Here is a 16,938-nt window from a genome sequence, read left to right on the forward strand (position 1 = left end):
GCATGACGATGGCGGACCCGACCGCTCACCCCGAAACCGATGCGCCGTTGGCCGACCGGCCCTTCCTGCCGCCCCGCGCGGTCGACGACCCGGCGGTCTGCACCTTCAACCACACCATCGACCTGCCCGGTCACGGCACCATGGCGGGAGCCTGGGACCTGCGTTCCGGGCTCGACGCGTATCTCGGCCACGTCGCGGTGGCGGACAAGCGCGTGCTCGATTTCGGCGCCACCAGCGGATTCCTCGGCTTCGCCATGGAGGCGCGCGGTGCCGAGGTGGTGTCCTACGACTTCACCGGCGACGCCTGCTGGGAGATGGTGCCGTATCCGGATTTCGAGCGTGCGGTGATCGCGCCCGAGATCCGCAACCACCTGCGGCGGTTCGAGGACGCGTTCTGGTTCTCGCACGCCGCCCTCGGCTCGCGGGCGCGGCGGGCCGGCGGCTCGCTCTATGCCGTGCCGGAGGCGATCGGTCCGGTCGACGTCGCGGTGCTCGGCAACGCGCTGGCGCGCCTGCGCGATCCGTTCCGGGCCCTCCATGGCGCTCTGGGGCTCACCCGCGAGACCGTGGTGGTGACCGAGATGCTGCCGAAATCGCTGCAATGGCTGCGCTACCTGCCGCGCAGCCTCGGCCTGCCGCTGTTTCTCCTGCCGCGCTCCGACCAGCGGATCCGCTTCGACACCTGGTGGACCATCGCCCCGACCACGATGCAGGAATTCCTGGCGATCCTGGGCTTCGGCGAATCGACGGTGACCTACCATCGCCCGACGCTGCTCGGGCAGAAGCGGCTCTGCTACACGGTGGTGGCGCGGCGCACCGAGCCGACGAATCCGGAATTGTAGATTTTCGGGATGACGGCGGAGAGGTCCCTGACCCGACGCGCCGCTGTTCGAGGCCGCCGTCGAGACTCCCGTACCCGTCGATCGACGAATCGCCGGACTTCGAAGGAGGGCTCCGGAAGAGGCGAGAGAGCATGGACCCCTCCTCCGCGGGGTGCCGCCGACGGCGGCACCCCGACACGAGGTCGGGACGAGGCGGGAGGGGGCCGACGATCCGGCGGAACTCTACCCGTCGAGCCGGGCCAGCCGGTCCAGCAAGGCCCGGTCGTGGAGCAGCACCATCTTTTCCTTGGCGTTCAGCCACTCGGCCGCCTCGTCGATGGTCTCGGCCTCGACGACCTTGGCCTGGGCCATGACGTGGTCGGCTTGCGGCGCGCCGCGGGGCCGGCGCTCGGCCGGGGGCAGGAAGGCGAGGTGGCCGGCCTGGAGGTCCGGATCGGCGTGGAGGGCCCGCAACCCGTCGGCATCGTCGTAGGCGAGCGCCGCGTTGCGCTCCTCGATCGCCCGGGCGGCGGTGGCGATCGCCGGAGGCTCGCGCTCCTCGGGCGTCATCAGCAGGCCGGCGCGCTTCAAGGCCAGGCCCAGGAAGAGCTGCCCGCTCGCCCAGGAGATCGGGATCGCCAGGACGAGGCCGAGGATCGTCGGGGACATCCACAGGAACAGCGAGGTGGCGATGGCGAAGGCCGCGATGCCGGCGACGAGGCCCAGGATGGTGTGCCAGCGGTGGCGGCGCACGATGTCCGAGAGCGGGATCGAGCCGTCGTCGCGCCGCTGCGGGTTCCAGCCGGCGTCGCGCCGCAGCAGGATCTGGATCACCGAGCCGGATTGCACCAGCATGGCGATCGGGGCGATCAGGGCCGAGAGCAGGGTCTCGATCAGCGCCGAGAGCACGAGGCGCAGGCCCCCGCCGCTCGCCCGGCGGACCTGGCCGTCGAGGAGGCCGAGGATCAGGCCGAAGAGCTTCGGGGCGAGCAGGATCGCCATGGTGATCCCGAAGAGCTGGAGCGCGCGGACGGGGTCGAAGCGCGGCCAGACCGGGTAGAGGCGGAACTCGGTCGAGAAGTATTCGGGGCGGATGTAGGCGGTCTGGAGGGCGAGCGCGATACCGACGACGAGCTGCGCCGCCCAGAGCGGCGAGGCGAGGTAGCCGGCGATGCCGGTGGCGAAGTGCTGGCGCGAGGCGAGCTTGAGCCCCGCCGTGCCGATGATGCGGCTGTGCTGGAGGTTTCCTTGCGCCCAGCGCCGGTCGCGGATCGCCACGTCGATCAGCGAGGGCGGGCTCTCCTCGTAGGAGCCCTGGAGTTCCGGGAGCATGTAGACGCTCCAGCCGGCGCGCCGGATCAGCGCCGCCTCGACGAAGTCGTGGCTGAGCACGTGGCCGCCGAAGGGCGGCTTGCCGGAGAGGTCGGGCAGGCCGCAATGGTCGGCGAAGGCCTTGGTGCGGATGATCGCGTTGTGGCCCCAGTAATTGCCGTCCCGGCCCGACCACAGGGCGAGGCCGGTGGCGATGACCGGCCCGTAGATCCGGGCCGCGAATTGCTGCACCCGGGCGAACAGGGTGTTGCGGTTGATGATGAGCGGCAGCGACTGGATGATGCCGGAATCCGGATCGGCCTCCATGGCGCGGGCCAGCGTCACCACGCAGTCGCCGCTCATCAGGCTGTCGGCGTCGAGGACCAGCATGTGGTCGTAATGGCCGCCCCAGCGCGTGACGAAGTCGGCGATGTTGCCGGCCTTGCGGTGGTGGTTCTTCTGCCGGTGGCGGTAATACAGGCGGGCGCCGTCGCCGAGGCGGGCGCGTAAGCTCAGATAGGCCCGCTCCTCGGCGATCCAGGCATCGGCCTGGGTCGAATCGGACAGGATCCAGTAATCGAAGGCGTCACCCTCGCCGGTGGCCTCGATCGACTCGCGGATCGCCTCGACCGCCGCGAAGGTGCGGGCGGTGGCCTCGTTGTAGACCGGCATCACCACGGCGGTGCGGGTGGTGAGCGGGGCCTGCGGCGCTTGCGGCCGGCGCCGGCGCAGGAGCGCCAGGAAGCCGAGCAGGCCCGAGGTGAAGGCGAGCGCGATCCACGAGAAGTTGAGGGTGAACAGCGCCAGCAGCAGCCATTGCAGCCAGGTCGTCGAGCCGGCGACCGACACGACCTCGTACATCTGCACGGCGCCGTAGGCCGTCAGCGCGAGGCCGCCGCCGAACACGAAGGCGCGGGCCGCCCAAGGAGCGCGGCGGCCGGGCACCTTGTGTGCTTGCGCGTCCGACCAGCGGCGCAGGTCCTGCACCGGCATGGCGAGGGGGGATTCCTCCGGCACCGCGGGCGCGACCGCGACGGGCTGCGCGTCGCGGCGGAGGGTGTCGGGATCTTGTGCGAGGGTCACGGGGTCCACCGGTACAGCCATGTCTCAGTGACGGGTTTGTCGCCGGCCTTGACGACCAAGCGCAGTTCGCAGGAGGTGTCGTTGCCCGGATCGAGCTCGAACACCGCGCGCACGGTCTTGCGCTCCGGATACGGGTAGAGGCGCTGGCGGGCGATGCTGCCCGGCGCGGTGCTCAGGGCGAGCTGGAGCGTGGCCGGGTCGATGCCCTCGGCAAACGGCGCCTCGCCGGTGAAGTCGACGAGGAACATCCGGCGTTTCCCGCCGGTGCCCTTGCCGACCCGGGTGCCGGAACAGGCGGCGAGGGGCGGCCCGCCCGGCACCGTCCAGCACCAGAACTGCCGGTAGCTGAAGGCGGTCTCCTTCGCGACCGGCTCCTTGGGGCGCCAATAGGTCAGGATGTTCTCGTTGACCTCGGATTCGCTCGGGATCTCGATCAGCTGGACCGCGCCGGCGCCCCAGCCGTGCTGCGGCACCCCCGGCCCCCAGCTGCCGAGGGGCTCGATCCACAGGCTCGGCCGCTTCTCCCAGCGCTGCACGTCGTCCTGGTAGTCGCCATAGGCGCGGGCGCGCTGGATCAGCCCGAAGCCCTTCGGGTCCTGGTCGAGGAAGGCGGAGATCTGCAGCGTCTCGGGGTTCTGCACCGGGCGCCAGATCGCCTCGCCCCAGCCGTTGCGGATCTGGAGACCGTCGACCTCGTGGGCGGCCAGCCGCGCATCGTCGACGCCGCGCCGGTCGGTCGGGCCGAACAGGAAGGCACCGGTCATGCCGGCGATGCCGACATGCTCGAGCGGCGTGCGCGGGCACACAGTCGCCTCGATGTCGACGATGGTGGCGTCGCCCGGCCGCAGGGTCATGCGGAGCGCCGCGGTGGCGGATTCGGAATCGACCAGGGCGTGGATCACGATCTGCCCGGTCCCGGCCCCGGGCCGCTCGAGCCAGAAGGCGCGAAACAGCGGGAATTCCTCGCCCTTCGCCTCGGCGGGCTTCAGCGTGAGGGCGCGGGCGGTGACGCCGTAGCTCTGACCGGCGGCGAGCGCCCGGAAGAACGAGGCGCCCTGGAAGATCGCGCAATCGGTCGGCGCCGCGCCGTTGAAGCTGGCATAGAGCCGGAAGCCCGAGAAGCCGAGGTCGCGGCCCTCCTCCGGCGGCTTCAGCTTGCCGAAGGCGAAGCGGTTGCGATCGTAGGCGATGCGGCGCACCACCCCGTCCTCGACCGCGTGGAGCGCCACCGGCGTGGTGAAGACGAAGCCGCGGTGCAGCGGCTCGACCACGAAGCCGCGGCCCTCGCCGGCCCAGAGCAGGCCCGGGGCTTGAGCCCGCACGCCGATATACTGGTCGTAGGTGAGGTCCTTGAAGGAATCGGGCAGGTCGGCCTGCGGCGCCGCGTAGGGCTTCTTCGCCAGCGCGCGTGCGAGATCGACCACCTGGCCGGGATCGAAACGCTGGCCGTCCGACAGGGGCGCGGGCTCCGTCGGCTGAGCGCCCGCGGCTGTGGTCGCGGCCAGGCCACCGGCGAGCGCCAGAACCGCGCGTCGGTCGAGGGCTGTGCGTGAGGGCGGAGCGGTGGGGCTGTGCGTCATCGTGGGGAGAGGAACCGTCACCGGATACGGAAAACAAGGGGGCGCCGGCCGTTTACCACGATCCGGGCTGAACCGGGGGTTAAGAAACGCGACAGTGGCGCCGCTGGGGAAGGGCCTACCGGTGCTTGTTCTGACGGGGCGATCGGCTAGACGGTCGCCAGCAGACAGTTTCCCCCGGACGCGACAGGCCGCCGATGACCTCGACCCCGAAGCCCTCAGGGGCGCGCTCCCTCCTCGCCGTGGTCCTCGCCGCCGGCAAGGGCACGCGGATGCGCTCCGACCTGCCCAAGGTGCTCCACCCGATCGCCGGCCGGCCGATGCTCGCGCACGTGCTGGCGGCGGTGGCCGAGGCCGGGGCCGGGCGCCTCGCCGTGGTGGTCGAGCCCGGCCGCGACGACGTCGCCCGGATCGTGGCGGGCTTTGCCGGCGCCGCGACGTTTCCGCAAGCCGAGCGCCTCGGCACCGCCCACGCGGTGCTGGCGGCCCGCCGGGCGCTGGCCGAGGGCGCCGACGACGTGGTGGTGGCCTTCGGCGACACGCCGCTGATCGCGCCTGAGACCTATGCCCGCCTGCGGGCGCCGCTGGCGGAAGGCGCCGCGGTCGCCGTCCTGGCCTTCGAGAGCCCGAACCCGGCCGGCTACGGCCGCGTGCTGGTCGAGGACGGCCGGGTCGTCGCGATCCGCGAGGAGAAGGATGCGAGCGCGGCGGAGCGCCGCGTCACCCTGTGCAATGCCGGCCTGATGGCGCTCTCCGGCGCCCACGCCCTCGGGTTGCTGGAGCGGATCGGCAACGCCAACGCGGCCGGCGAGTACTACCTGCCCGATGCGGTCGCCCTGGCGGTTGCCGACGGCCACCGGGTCGCGGTGGTGCCGGTGGACGAGGCCGAGGCGCAGGGCGTCAACGACCGGGTGCAGCTCAGCGTCGCCGAGGCGGCGGTACAGGCGACCTTGCGGCGGCGCGCGATGCTCGGCGGCGCGACCCTGATCGCCCCCGAGACGGTGTTCTTCAGCCACGACACCGCGCTCGGCCGCGACGTGGTGGTGGAGCCCCACGTGGTGTTCGGCCCGGGCGTCGTCGTCGGCGACGGCTGCACCATCCACGCCTTCTCGCATCTCGAGAAGGCCCGGCTCGCGGCAGGCGTCCAGATCGGCCCCTATGCCCGCCTGCGGCCGGGCGCTGTGCTGGAGGAGGGCGCGCGCATCGGCAACTTCGTCGAGGTGAAGAACGCGGCGATCCGGGCCGGCGCCAAGGTCAACCATCTCACCTACGTGGGTGACGCCGAGATCGGGGAGGGCGCCAATCTCGGGGCCGGTACCATCACCTGCAACTATGACGGCGTGAACAAGCACCGCACGGTGGTCGGGGCCGGGGCGTTCATCGGCTCGAACTCGGCGCTCGTCGCCCCCGTCACGGTCGGGGCCGGCGCCTTCGTGGGCTCCGGTTCGGTCATCACCGAGGACGTGCCGCCCGGTACCCTGGCGATCGGGCGCGGGCGGCAGGTGATCAAGGCGGGGTGGGTGAAGCCGACGAAGGGGTGAGGGCGCGCGCTCGGAGAGAGTCCGGCTTCGGATATGAGCATCACGGTCGAATTCTATTGTCCCATTCGCGACGTCATCCTGAGGTGCTGCGAAGCAGCCTCGAAGGAGGGCTCCAGATGTCGCTGCGATCCCTGGAGCCCTCCTTCGAGGTCAGCCCATCTTCGATGGAGCGCGATCTTCGATCGCCAACACCTCAGGATGAGGTCGCGCGTCGGATCGCATGCCTGAAGCCAATAAACAGGCTTCATACCAATGGCCCAAGATGCTGACGCATCGGGCCATTGAGCCATCTCGAATTTTCTGTGCCAAGCCAGAGGCTTGACGAAAATTCCAGAACGGAACCAAAGGTCGTTTCCAACGACCGTTGGTATCACACATGAACCGACCCATCATCCGGGTCGCGCCGGCCCGCCCGCAGGCCGGCCGCCAGGAGCCAGACGTAGAACCCGGCCACCCCGGCGAGCACCAGCCAGCCCGGCAGCGGCCCGAGGCCGGCCCCGGCCAGGATCTCCGGGATGCCGTGCGCGGTTTCGGCGACGCCCGCCTGCGTCCCGGTCTCCTGGAGCCGCGCCGAGGTGATCTTCAGCACCCAGGCGAGCAGCAGGATCGCGAACATCCAGCCGTAATTGCGCCGCAGCCGCCGGCCGAACGCCTCGCGCAGGCCGATGTGGAACACCGGGTGGCGCAGGTCCTCGGCGAGCTGCCGGGTCCAGCCGGGATCGACCACGCTCCCCGGTGCGAACACCTCGGCGTAATAGTGCCGCTCGAGCTGGCGCACCCGGGTGCGGTAGACGTCGAAGAAGCGGTAGCGCCGTGCCTCGATGCCGAGCAGCAGCATCACCAGCAGCATGGCGAAGAGCAGCACGCCGTGATGCGCCGTCGGCGTCGAGAGCGAGACCGACAGCATCGCGGCGATGACGGTGATCGCCCAGTTGGTGGTGCGGTCGATCCGGTCGCGCCAGCCGGCCATGCGGGCGATCTCGGCCCGGTGGTAATGCGCCAGGACCGTGATGGTCTCGGACGGCGTCTTGGGGAACGGGAGGGCGGCGGCCTCCGGCGTCGCGGCGATCATGGGGCCTCCCTTGCCGGCGCCTCTTCGTCGTCCGGGCCCGGGCGCCGGCATCATGGCGCAGATCGCGGGGGGACCGGAAGACGCGCATCGCACCGATGATCCGAGGCTGCCCCGTGGTCCTTGGCGCGCGATTGATCTATGGCGGAAGCGGAAGAGGGGCGGCGTCCCCGGAGGCACGAGCGATGCTGCGCGGCGAGGACCGGCCCCGAGAGACCTGCTCCAGAGAGACCCGCCCGCCGACCGTGACGTCGCCCTGTTGGCCGAGCTGATCGCCCGGGTGGCGGCGGGGCGGCAGGAGGCCCTGCGGGCGCTCTACGACCGCACGGCCCCGAAACTTTTCGGCCTGATCCTGCGTATCGTCCGGGACCGGGCCGCCGCCGAGGACGTGCTGCAGGATTCCTACCTGCGGGTCTGGCAGCATGCCGGAGGCTACGCCCCGGAGGCGGGGCGGCCGATGGCCTGGCTTGCCGCGATCGCGCGCCACCGCGCCATCGACTGGGTGCGGCGAAGGGGCGAGGTGCCGATGCCGGCAAGCGACGACGACGAGGAGGACTGGCTCCAGCGCATCGCCGACCCGCGGGACCGCGAGGCCGAGTTCCTGAGCCGCGACGCGCTCCTCGCCTGCCTCGAACGGCTCGAGCCGACGCAGCGCGACTGTGTGGTCCGGGCCTATTGCGAGGGCCTGTCGCGGGAGGAACTGGCCGTGCGCTACGACCGACCGGTCAACACCGTGAAGACCTGGCTGCATCGCGGGCTCGCCTCGCTGCGGGGCTGCCTGGACGACGCCGCATGAGCGCCCCCGACGCGATGGGCCCGCCCGACGAACCCGACCTGCGGGCTGCCGAATACGTGCTCGGTACCCTGAGCGCCGCCGAGCGCGAGGCCTATCGGCGCGACCGGGAGACCTCCCCGGCGCTGCAAGCGGCCGAGCGGGCCTGGGAGGCGCGCCTCGCCCCCCTGGCCGGGGCCGTGCCGGAGGTCGCAAGCCCGCCCGGCGCCTGGGCGGGCATCGCCGCGCGCGTGGCCCGCGAGGCGCCGCGTCCCGCCGCCCCGGTCGTCGACCTGCGCCCGGCGCTCCGGCGCTGGCGTCGTGCCGCCCTGGCGGCGGGGTCGCTCGCCGCCGGCCTCGCCATGTTCATCGCCGTCGAGCGCCTGATGCCGCGCCCGGAGGCGGCGCAGTACCTCGCGGTGGTGAACCGGGGCGGCGAATTGCCGGCCCTGGTGGTGCGGGTCGATCCGCGGGCCGGCACGGTGCAGGTCCGGGCGCTCGCCGCCGAGGCGCCGCGCGACCGCAGCCTGGAGCTCTGGGTGGTGCCGGCGGCCGGCGCGCCCCGCTCCGTCGGCCTCGTCCGGGACGAGGCGGGCACCCGTCTCCCCCTGCCGGCGGGCGACCGCGGCCTCCTCGAGGGAGCGAGCCTCGCCGTCACCGTGGAGCCGCCCGGCGGCTCGCCCTCGGGCGCCCCGACCGGGCCGGTGGTCTATACCGGCCGCCTGATCCGCGAATAGGCGCGAAAAAATTCGGGGGCGGACGAAAAAATCGCCGCCCTTTCGAAACTTTCCCGTCCGGCCTTCCGTACCGGCCCTCGACCCCGACGAGAGCGGGGCCGATACGAGAGACGGAAGCGATCCCATGACGATCCGGACCCACGCCCGCACCCTGGTTCTCGCCCTCGCCCTGGCGGCGACCGCCGGCAGCGCCCATGCCAAGAACCCGATGGTCGGCGGCGCGCCGATGTATGCCTCGAAGTCGATCGTCGAGAACGCGGTCAACTCGAAGGACCACACCACCCTCGTCGCCGCCGTGAAGGCCGCCGGCCTCGTCGACACGCTCGCCGGCCCCGGTCCGTTCACGGTCTTCGCGCCCACCAACGCCGCCTTCGCCAAGCTGCCGGCCGGCACGGTCGAGTCGCTCGTCCAGCCGCAGAACAAGGCGACGCTCACCAAGATCCTGACCTATCACGTCGTGCCCGGCACCTACACGGCCAAGGACCTGATGGGGCTGGTGAAGCAGGGCGGCGGCCAAGCCGAGCTGAAGACCGCCGCCGGCCAGACCCTGACGGTGATGCAGAAGGGCAAGCGGCTGTTCGTCGCCGACGATAAGGGCAACACCGCCCGGGTGACGATCGGCAACGTGATGCAGTCGAACGGTGTCATCCACGTCATCGACACCGTGCTGATGCCCTGATCGATCCGGTCGCCGGGCGGGAGCACCGCCCGGCCGCCGCCCGGGGCAGCCGGTCCGTGAAACCTCCCCGTGAGCCTTGGACGTCATAATCCGTTACGCAAGTTGACTCGCCGGATCGCCGGCCGGTCCGCTAGAAGGACGACGAGCGTGGCGGGTGCGGTGCAGCAGGAATTCCCCGGTCGGAACCGACTGGCGGGAATCCTGCCGCAATGCTCCGTATAAGGGCCGGGGCGTCCCGCAGCGGGACACTCTGCGGGCGAGACGTTGAGGCGGTGAGCATGTGCGGGATCGTTGGAATCGTCGGCCGGAATGCCGTGGCGGGACAGGTGGTGGATGCGCTGCGCCGCCTCGAATATCGCGGCTACGACTCGGCCGGCATCGCCACCCTGGAATCCGGGCGGCTGGAGCGGCGGCGCGCCGAGGGCAAGCTGTCGAACCTGCAGCTGAAGCTGCTCCAGAACCCGCTTTCCGGCGCGATCGGCATCGGCCACACCCGCTGGGCCACCCACGGCCGGCCGAACGAGACCAACGCCCATCCCCACGCCACCGAGCGCCTGGCGGTCGTCCATAACGGCATCATCGAGAATTTTCGCGAGCTGAAGGCCGAGCTTGCCGCCGAGGGCTGCGTCTTCGAGACCGAGACCGACACCGAGGTGGTGGCTCAGCTCGTCACCCACCTGATGCGCTCCGGCCTCGGCCCGGTCTCCGCCGTCGAGGCGGCCCTGCCGCGCCTGCGCGGCGCCTTCGCGCTCGCCTTCCTGTTCGCCGGCGAGGAGGACTTCCTGATCGGGGCCCGCCATGGTGCGCCGCTCGCGCTGGGCTTCGGCGACGGCGAGACCTATCTCGGCTCCGACGCGCTGGCGCTCGCTCCCTTCACCGACGAGATCACCTATCTCGACGAGGGCGACTGGACCATCCTGACCCGCGACGGCGCCGAGATCCGCGATCAGGCCGGCAACGTCGTCGCCCGCCCGCGCCAGAAGATCGCCACGCAGGCCTTCCTGGTCGACAAGGGCAATTATCGCCACTTCATGGCGAAGGAAATCTACGAGCAGCCGGAGGTGGTGGGCCGCACCTTCGCCCATTACGTCGACCTCGCCGCCGGCCGCGTCGCCCTGCCGGAGGCCTTGCCCTTCGACTTCGCGAACCTGAGCCGGATCTCGATCACCGCCTGCGGCACCGCCTATTATGCCGGCCTCGTCGCCAAGTACTGGTTCGAGACGCTGGCTCGGCTCCCGGTCGAGATCGACGTCGCGTCCGAGACCCGCTACCGCGAACCGCCGCTGGAGAAGGGCGGGCTGACGATCGTCATCTCGCAATCGGGCGAGACCGCCGACACCCTGGCCTCGCTCCGCTACGCCAAGTCGCAAGGCCAGCACACGCTCGCGGTGGTCAACGTGCCGACCTCGACCATCGCCCGCGAGGCCTCCGCCGTGGTGCCGACGCTGGCCGGCCCCGAGATCGGGGTGGCTTCCACCAAGGCGTTCTCGTGCCAGCTCACGGTGCTGCTCTGCCTCGCGCTCGCCGCAGGCCGGGCCCGCGGCACCATCGACGCGACCGAGGAGAAGCGCCTCGTCGACGCGCTGATCAAGGTGCCGGGCCTGATGGCCGAGGCCCTGAAGCAGGAGGACGAGATCGAGGTCCTGTCGCGCGAGATCGCCAAGGCCCGGGACGTGCTCTATTTCGGCCGCGGCACGGCCTACCCGATGGCGCTCGAAGGCGCGCTGAAGCTCAAGGAGATCTCCTACATCCACGCCGAGGGCTACGCCGCCGGCGAGCTGAAGCACGGCCCGATCGCGCTGATCGACGACGCGGTGCCGGTGATCGTGATCGCCCCGCACGACGCCACCTTCGAGAAGACCGTCTCGAACATGCAGGAGGTGGCGGCCCGCGGCGGCAGGATCGTGCTGATCGGCGACGCCCGCGGCGCCGACGCCGCCGGCCTCGATACGCTCGCCACCCTGATGATGCCGGACCTCGACCCGGTCGTGGCGCCGATCGTCTACGCGGTCCCGGTGCAACTCCTGGCTTACCATACCGCCGTGGTGCTAGGTAAGGATGTCGACCAGCCGCGCAACCTGGCGAAGTCCGTGACTGTGGAATAGGTCCGCCCGGTTCGACAAACATCCGGCAAAAGTGCTATTCGGTTCGCCGGCTCTTGCTCAGTTCGGCAACAGCTGTCGGGCCGAAGGGATTTCGAGATGAAGCAAAGAACGATACTTATACAGAATTATCATCCACCAGGTACACAGGGCCTGATCCGCGACTTCAAAAAAATCGGCTTCAGAGTTGTCGCGCCCGATAGCAATTGGGGTCGTATATCATATTATGCGCCTAATGATGGTCTTGGCGGCGAGTTGATCAGCTACGAGGAGTTTGTCGCGTTGCCGCCTGGATACGTGATGATTGCATGCAAGCCTCAGGAAGAAGATTTCAAGAAGCTAGCCAGGAGCGGAAATCACGGCATTATATTAAATATCGCGCAGCAACATCATGAATACGAAAGCGGAATATCGGACATAATGATTTGTCCAGATATTGGTTTATACAATAATTATTCTAGCCACATCAAACATAAGCTACTTTACTTTCCGAGGCCATTCATCGAATCTATACCAACAAAAAACATTGAAACCGCATACTACGGCAAGAAAATTTATTCCTATATCAATCTTCCGCATCATTGGCCGAGAGGGTCGCAGGCTTTTGCGGAATTCACAAGCAAATACGATGGTGAGTGTGAGCAATACGGGACCGATGCTTCAGGAGGGGCTCTAAGTCACGCGCAGTGCCACACGAAGATGGCAGAAGCGTTCTTCACCGTCCATTTGAAGGATGCGGAGGGGTACGGCCTGACATGTCTTGAGTCGATGATGATCGGGACTCCCGTGGTTGGGCTGAACAGCTTGATGGCAGGAACGACACTCAAGGCCTTTTTTCTCGACGATACCACCTCGATCCTGGCCGACACGATCGACGAACTGGTAGCTCGGATTGACGCCATCACGCTCCAGGACTACGCCGCGATGTGCAAGGCGTGCGAGAGCCGCGTCCTCGACCTGACGTCCGATGCGCGCACCGTCGATAAACTGCGCGAAGCCATCGAGGAGGACGAGAGCAGCGCCGCTTGAGGGGCGGCGGCGCATCCCTTCGATGCGCGCCCTGCATCGAGGGGGGCAGTACCTCGACGGTCCGTCCGGTCGCCCCGGAGCGCGCTGCGGGCAGCGGTCGGCCGCCGACGTCAACAGGATCACTCGGCATCGTGTCCGGCTGATGACCACCCGCGAGGTTCGGCGTGTGTTAAAATCCGCCTCCCGGTCGGCATAATCGGTCGCATGTGCGCGTCCTGCTGCCCGGACGGCCGCAAAGCGGTCATCCCTGCGCGTCCAGCAGACGACGCCAAGTGCTACCCGCCATGGAAACCGGCATTCAGGACGTTCGATGATGGTTCGGATCCAGCTCGGTGGCTGAGAGTTCCAGTGTTTCAGCCGCTCTCATTTAGCCGAGTTTAACAAAAAATCGGTCTCGATACGGCGGTTCAAGGTTGATCGTTTCCGAAACGGCCAACCTCGCCCGCTTGTATGCGCTTCCGCGCCGACGGCTGTGCGCACGGTCGCCGACAGTCACTGACCTCAAGTCGTCACGGCAGCGATCGTTTCCTCGTCGCAAATGACCGAACCGAGAGCCTTTGAATACTCGATGTTGTCTATGAACCTGATCCCATCGCTCGCCTGCTTGTTTCGGCGAACGTAATGCTCGATGAAGCACCGCATCGCATGATCGACGCCAGTCTTGTTGACATCACGCAGATCGGCTTCGTAATATTTGCCTAAGTTAAAATTTCCGGTAATTATCTCGAATGAAGGAAAATAATCCACCCATTCGTATGCCTGATAAGCTGCCTCGGCAGCGACTCTCAGCACGGCCTTGCTATACGTCGTCGAGACCAGCACGTGACGGTCTTCCGCCGTCGCGATCAGCGGAACCGGTGAGACGGTCAGCAAAACCTTCACCGATGGGTTGACCTGCTTGATCTTCTCCAAGAAGGCGAACAGATCCGCCCGCACGTCGTCAATGGTAAAATTGACGAATCCGTGGAGGCCGTCGGAGTAGTCGCCACCCGCCACGCCGGGTGCGAGCGGGAACACGTCACCCGAGGCTTTGCTGACCCAACCCTCGGTCAAGCCGAGCGTAAAGATGAAGATGTCCGATTCGAGAAACATCCGTCGGACGAACGCGATGTGCTCCGCGCGGGCAGCCACGACGTCGTCCTCGGTTCCGAAGCCATCGGGCTCGATGTTCGGACGAAACGGATCGACGAAACGTCCGTCTGGTCGCCTCCACGCTCGCTCGGCGGGGACGCGCTCCCCGATGGCCTCCAGCAGGAGGAATAGAAGTTGCCGGACCGTATAGATGTTTCCGAACCGCGCAGAAAACATGCCAAATCCGCGCCTCGCTCGGATATCGGGATCGAGGTGCAGGCCATGCTCCGGGATGAAATAACTGAAGTCGAGGGCTGTCAGGCGCCGCGAGATGTGCTGTGCGAAGCAACTGCCGGCCGTGGCGAACTTGTCCGATCTGGTGATGAGGAACCGCGGTGCCACGACAGGATCGACACGGTGAGGCTCGACGTTGGAGATCGCCCGACGCCACATCCGGTAATCCGGGGCACCCTGGTATGGATTGCTCATCACGACTCCGAAAACAGTTCGTATGCCGCCGCGAATTGCGGGCTGGCCGATGTGATCGCAGCACGGTCGTGCTTGCTCAGGTATGCGAAACAGCCCGCCACATACTCACCAAGGGACAACGTGGTGTAGGTGCTGTGCGGCTTGAAACGATATGCGCCGCCGGCATAGCCGTAACGCTCGGCGATCTCGGGATAGACGGGGAAAATGCTCGCATTCGCGAGGTTGTCGGGCGGGAGGAAGTTCAGCGTCTGGCACTCCACGCCAAGACTGTTCAATATGGCGCCCGCCAAATCATAGATCACACTGATATTGGGATGATTGAAGACATGCATGAACGGCGTCGGCAGGCGCGACCAATCCAGGAAAGGGCGGCGGATATCGATTCCTTCAGCCTTGTATTCCTGGGTAATTGCATCCCTCTCGGCATCCCATAGGGAAAAGAAGCCGAGGCTTTCGTAGACATCCTGGTTATAGAGAGCTGCAGTGTCCTGCGCGGAGTAGCCAGCCTTGTAGGCCGCAGCGCAGATCGCAGAGTAATAATCATGCAGCGGTGAGAACAACGGTTCGTCACCTGCTTGTACGTAGCATACGTCTGGGTGAAATGCACGAAACATAAAGTTTGGAATTTTCGACAGCTTGCCCACATGGACAAAGCTGTCGGGTCGCATCTGGATGACCTGGGTCGCCGCGACGACGCGGTCGTAGGCCGGCATCTCCTCGCTCCAGGAGCGCGTGGACGCCAGGAACGACCAGATATCCAGCGCTTCGACCTGTAAACCTGGACTGCGCAGCGTGAGACTGTTCTTCAGCCCTTCAGTTTGGCAATTGGAGATCAGGAGCCACTTTTCCATATCGCCTCGGATCCCCTGTGGTCCCGGAAATCGTGGATGGCCGGCGCCCGGGGCCGAGAGCGACGCGGGGCGTCAAGCCCGCAGCGGGAACGGCCAATGCGCGCGTTGACTAAACGATTTGCCAAATCCTGACAAACGTCGATTAGCCTCGGCACCGCGTGCCCCAAGCCCGATCTCGGCGCCCTCCGCCCGTTGCCGATCCAGGTCGCCGCTTATGGATGGGGGCGCGTCGGGCGGCGACACCGCGAGGGAGACGGGACCGGTGGGCACCAGATGGACCGGGCCACCGCTGCCGGCGGTCCAGCGGCACCTGCCGACCGGTGCCCGGGATCGACCGGGCCGAAGGGAGTCGGGACCGATGAATGAGAATTCCATGATTTCGGTCGCTCCCATTTAGCTGGGATTAACCAAAAACCGCCTCAATACGAGGGCTTAAGGTTGATCCTTTCCTAAACGGCCGATCTCACCGGCCCGCCCTGCGCTCGCGCGCCGGCGGCCGGCCGGGCGGGTCCGTGCGGGACAAGCCATCGAGTACAGGCCGCATGGACCTCGTCGCGTATTCGTCCGGTCGCCTCGCCCCGGGCTCCATCCGTCGCCGCCGCCGCAACCGGCGGCTCATCGGCATCGCCGCCGTGCTCGGCGGCATCGGGGCCGCCGCCGCCCTGGTGCCGCGCGAGGAAACTCGCTCGCCCGTCGCCGGGATCGCCGCGGAGCCGGCCGCGCCGGTCCGCGAGGCCCGGGTCGCCCCGGCCGAGCTCGGCTGGATGCTCGCGCCGCTGCCGACCCTGAGGGGCGAGACGACGGGCTTCACCCGCGACCTCCCGGTCGAGGCGCACCGGCAGATCGCCGCCGTCTCTCCCGCGCCGTCGCCGGCTCCCGAGCCGCTGCGCCTTGCCGAGGCCGTGCCGGCCGCCCTGGTTCCGCCACCGGCGGTACCGTCCGAGGCGGTGCAGCCCGCCACCACGCCGCTCGTCGCCGTGCCCCTGCCGGTGCCGCGCCCGCCCGAATTGCGCCCCTCCGAGGCGCGGCCGTCGCCGACCGTCCTGGCGACCCGGATCCCGCGGCGCCAGAACCAGGCCATCGCCTCGACCCAGAGCGTGTTCAAGGCCGCCCTGCCGGAAGAGCCGTCGCTGTTCGACCGGATCTTCGGGGGAGGGGGCTCGAGCGCCCCATCGCAGACTCTCGCCTATGCCGCCCCCGGCGGCCTCGATCCGAGCCCGCGGCCGCGCCTGAGCGCCAGCCCGGGCATCGCGGTCTACGACATCAGCGCCCGCACCGTGACCCTGCCGAGCGGCGAGTCGCTGGAGGCCCATTCCGGCCTCGGGCCGCACATGGACGATCCGCGCAACGTCCACCTGAAGATGCGCGGCGCGACGCCGCCGGGCACCTACGACCTCACCGAGCGCGAGGCCCTCTTCCACGGCGTGCGGGCGATCCGGCTGAACCCGGTCGGCGGCAGCGGCGCCATCCACGGGCGCGTCGGGCTGCTCGCCCATACCTACATGCTCGGCCCGAGCGGCGCCTCGAACGGCTGCGTCTCGTTCCGCAACTACGATCGCTTCCTGCAGGCCTTCCTGCGCGGCGAGGTCCGCCGCCTCGTCGTGGTGCCGGGCGCGGGCGCGAGCGACCTGCCGCGGATCGGCCGGGGCGGCCCGTCGGACCGGTATACGCGAGGCTGAGAGATCGGCTCGATCGAAAAACCGACGATTATCGTACCCTCCATGTCATTCCGGGGCCGCGAAAGTGGAGCCCGGAATCCAGAACCGCGGATGGTGCAGAACGAAGCGGGCCGCGTTCCGCTCGATT

13 protein-coding genes are annotated in these 16,938 nt (G+C 68.4%); 8 read left to right on the forward strand and 5 right to left on the reverse strand.

Going from position 1 to position 16,938, the window contains the following annotated elements; genetic code table 11:
* The first annotated feature begins 2 nt into the window (after positions 1-2).
* Positions 3-842: a class I SAM-dependent methyltransferase gene (locus F1D61_RS04515; protein ID WP_203156691.1), complete on the forward strand. Its 840-nt coding sequence runs from the start codon at positions 3-5 to the stop codon at positions 840-842.
* Between the two features lie 222 nt (positions 843-1,064).
* Here F1D61_RS04515 and mdoH read toward each other — a convergent pair whose 3' ends face one another.
* Positions 1,065-3,236 carry a glucans biosynthesis glucosyltransferase MdoH gene (mdoH, locus tag F1D61_RS04520; protein ID WP_203156692.1) on the reverse strand — a complete coding sequence of 724 codons (2,172 nt, stop codon included), beginning with the start codon at positions 3,234-3,236 and terminating at the stop codon, positions 1,065-1,067.
* Positions 3,212-4,795 carry a glucan biosynthesis protein gene (locus F1D61_RS04525; RefSeq protein WP_203156693.1) on the reverse strand — a complete coding sequence of 528 codons (1,584 nt, stop codon included), beginning with the start codon at positions 4,793-4,795 and terminating at the stop codon, positions 3,212-3,214. Before F1D61_RS04525 ends, mdoH begins: the two co-directional genes overlap by 25 nt.
* A gap of 194 nt (positions 4,796-4,989) precedes the next feature.
* On the opposite strand from F1D61_RS04525, the gene glmU reads away from it, so the two are divergent.
* On the forward strand, positions 4,990-6,333 hold the full coding sequence (glmU, locus tag F1D61_RS04530; RefSeq protein ID WP_203156694.1) for a bifunctional UDP-N-acetylglucosamine diphosphorylase/glucosamine-1-phosphate N-acetyltransferase GlmU: 1,344 nt from the start codon (positions 4,990-4,992) through the stop codon (positions 6,331-6,333).
* A gap of 370 nt (positions 6,334-6,703) precedes the next feature.
* Here glmU and F1D61_RS04535 read toward each other — a convergent pair whose 3' ends face one another.
* Positions 6,704-7,405: a DUF2270 domain-containing protein gene (locus F1D61_RS04535; RefSeq protein WP_203156695.1), complete on the reverse strand. Its 702-nt coding sequence runs from the start codon at positions 7,403-7,405 to the stop codon at positions 6,704-6,706.
* Between the two features lie 256 nt (positions 7,406-7,661).
* Here F1D61_RS04535 and F1D61_RS04540 point away from each other — a divergent pair, with 256 nt between their 5' ends.
* The 5 genes from F1D61_RS04540 to F1D61_RS04560 all read left to right on the forward strand — a co-directional run bounded on the left by F1D61_RS04540 (position 7,662) and on the right by F1D61_RS04560 (position 12,721).
* The gene (locus F1D61_RS04540; RefSeq protein ID WP_348649427.1) at positions 7,662-8,198 is read left to right on the forward strand and encodes a sigma-70 family RNA polymerase sigma factor; all 537 of its coding nucleotides are present in this window, start codon (positions 7,662-7,664) and stop codon (positions 8,196-8,198) included.
* Complete coding sequence (locus tag F1D61_RS04545; RefSeq protein WP_246775713.1) at positions 8,195-8,911, forward strand: anti-sigma factor; 717 nt, start codon at positions 8,195-8,197, stop codon at positions 8,909-8,911. The genes F1D61_RS04540 and F1D61_RS04545 overlap by 4 nt, the downstream gene beginning before the upstream one ends.
* 124 nt (positions 8,912-9,035) lie before the next feature.
* Complete coding sequence (locus tag F1D61_RS04550; RefSeq protein ID WP_203156697.1) at positions 9,036-9,590, forward strand: fasciclin domain-containing protein; 555 nt, start codon at positions 9,036-9,038, stop codon at positions 9,588-9,590.
* Between the two features lie 278 nt (positions 9,591-9,868).
* Positions 9,869-11,695 carry a glutamine--fructose-6-phosphate transaminase (isomerizing) gene (gene glmS / locus F1D61_RS04555; protein WP_203156698.1) on the forward strand — a complete coding sequence of 609 codons (1,827 nt, stop codon included), beginning with the start codon at positions 9,869-9,871 and terminating at the stop codon, positions 11,693-11,695.
* Positions 11,696-11,791: 96 nt separating this feature from the next.
* A complete protein-coding gene (locus tag F1D61_RS04560) occupies positions 11,792-12,721 on the forward strand; it encodes a glycosyltransferase (RefSeq protein WP_203156699.1) in 930 nt (309 codons plus the stop codon).
* A gap of 501 nt (positions 12,722-13,222) precedes the next feature.
* Here F1D61_RS04560 and F1D61_RS04565 read toward each other — a convergent pair.
* Both F1D61_RS04565 and F1D61_RS04570 read right to left on the reverse strand, forming a co-directional pair.
* Entirely contained in the window at positions 13,223-14,281 is a 1,059-nt protein-coding gene (locus tag F1D61_RS04565; protein WP_203156700.1) for a GSCFA domain-containing protein, read from the reverse strand.
* Positions 14,281-15,132, reverse strand: coding sequence for a WcbI family polysaccharide biosynthesis putative acetyltransferase (locus F1D61_RS04570; RefSeq protein ID WP_203156701.1), 852 nt, complete (start codon positions 15,130-15,132; stop codon positions 14,281-14,283). The genes F1D61_RS04565 and F1D61_RS04570 overlap by 1 nt, the downstream gene beginning before the upstream one ends.
* A 542-nt stretch (positions 15,133-15,674) precedes the next feature.
* On the opposite strand from F1D61_RS04570, the gene F1D61_RS04575 reads away from it, so the two are divergent.
* Positions 15,675-16,811, forward strand: a complete 1,137-nt coding sequence (locus tag F1D61_RS04575; protein ID WP_203156702.1) for a DUF2778 domain-containing protein — start codon at positions 15,675-15,677, stop codon at positions 16,809-16,811.
* The last annotated feature ends 127 nt before the right edge of the window (positions 16,812-16,938 follow it).

Origin of the sequence: Methylobacterium aquaticum (genome assembly GCF_016804325.1) — a bacterium.
Lineage (GTDB): Bacteria > Pseudomonadota > Alphaproteobacteria > Rhizobiales > Beijerinckiaceae > Methylobacterium > Methylobacterium aquaticum_C.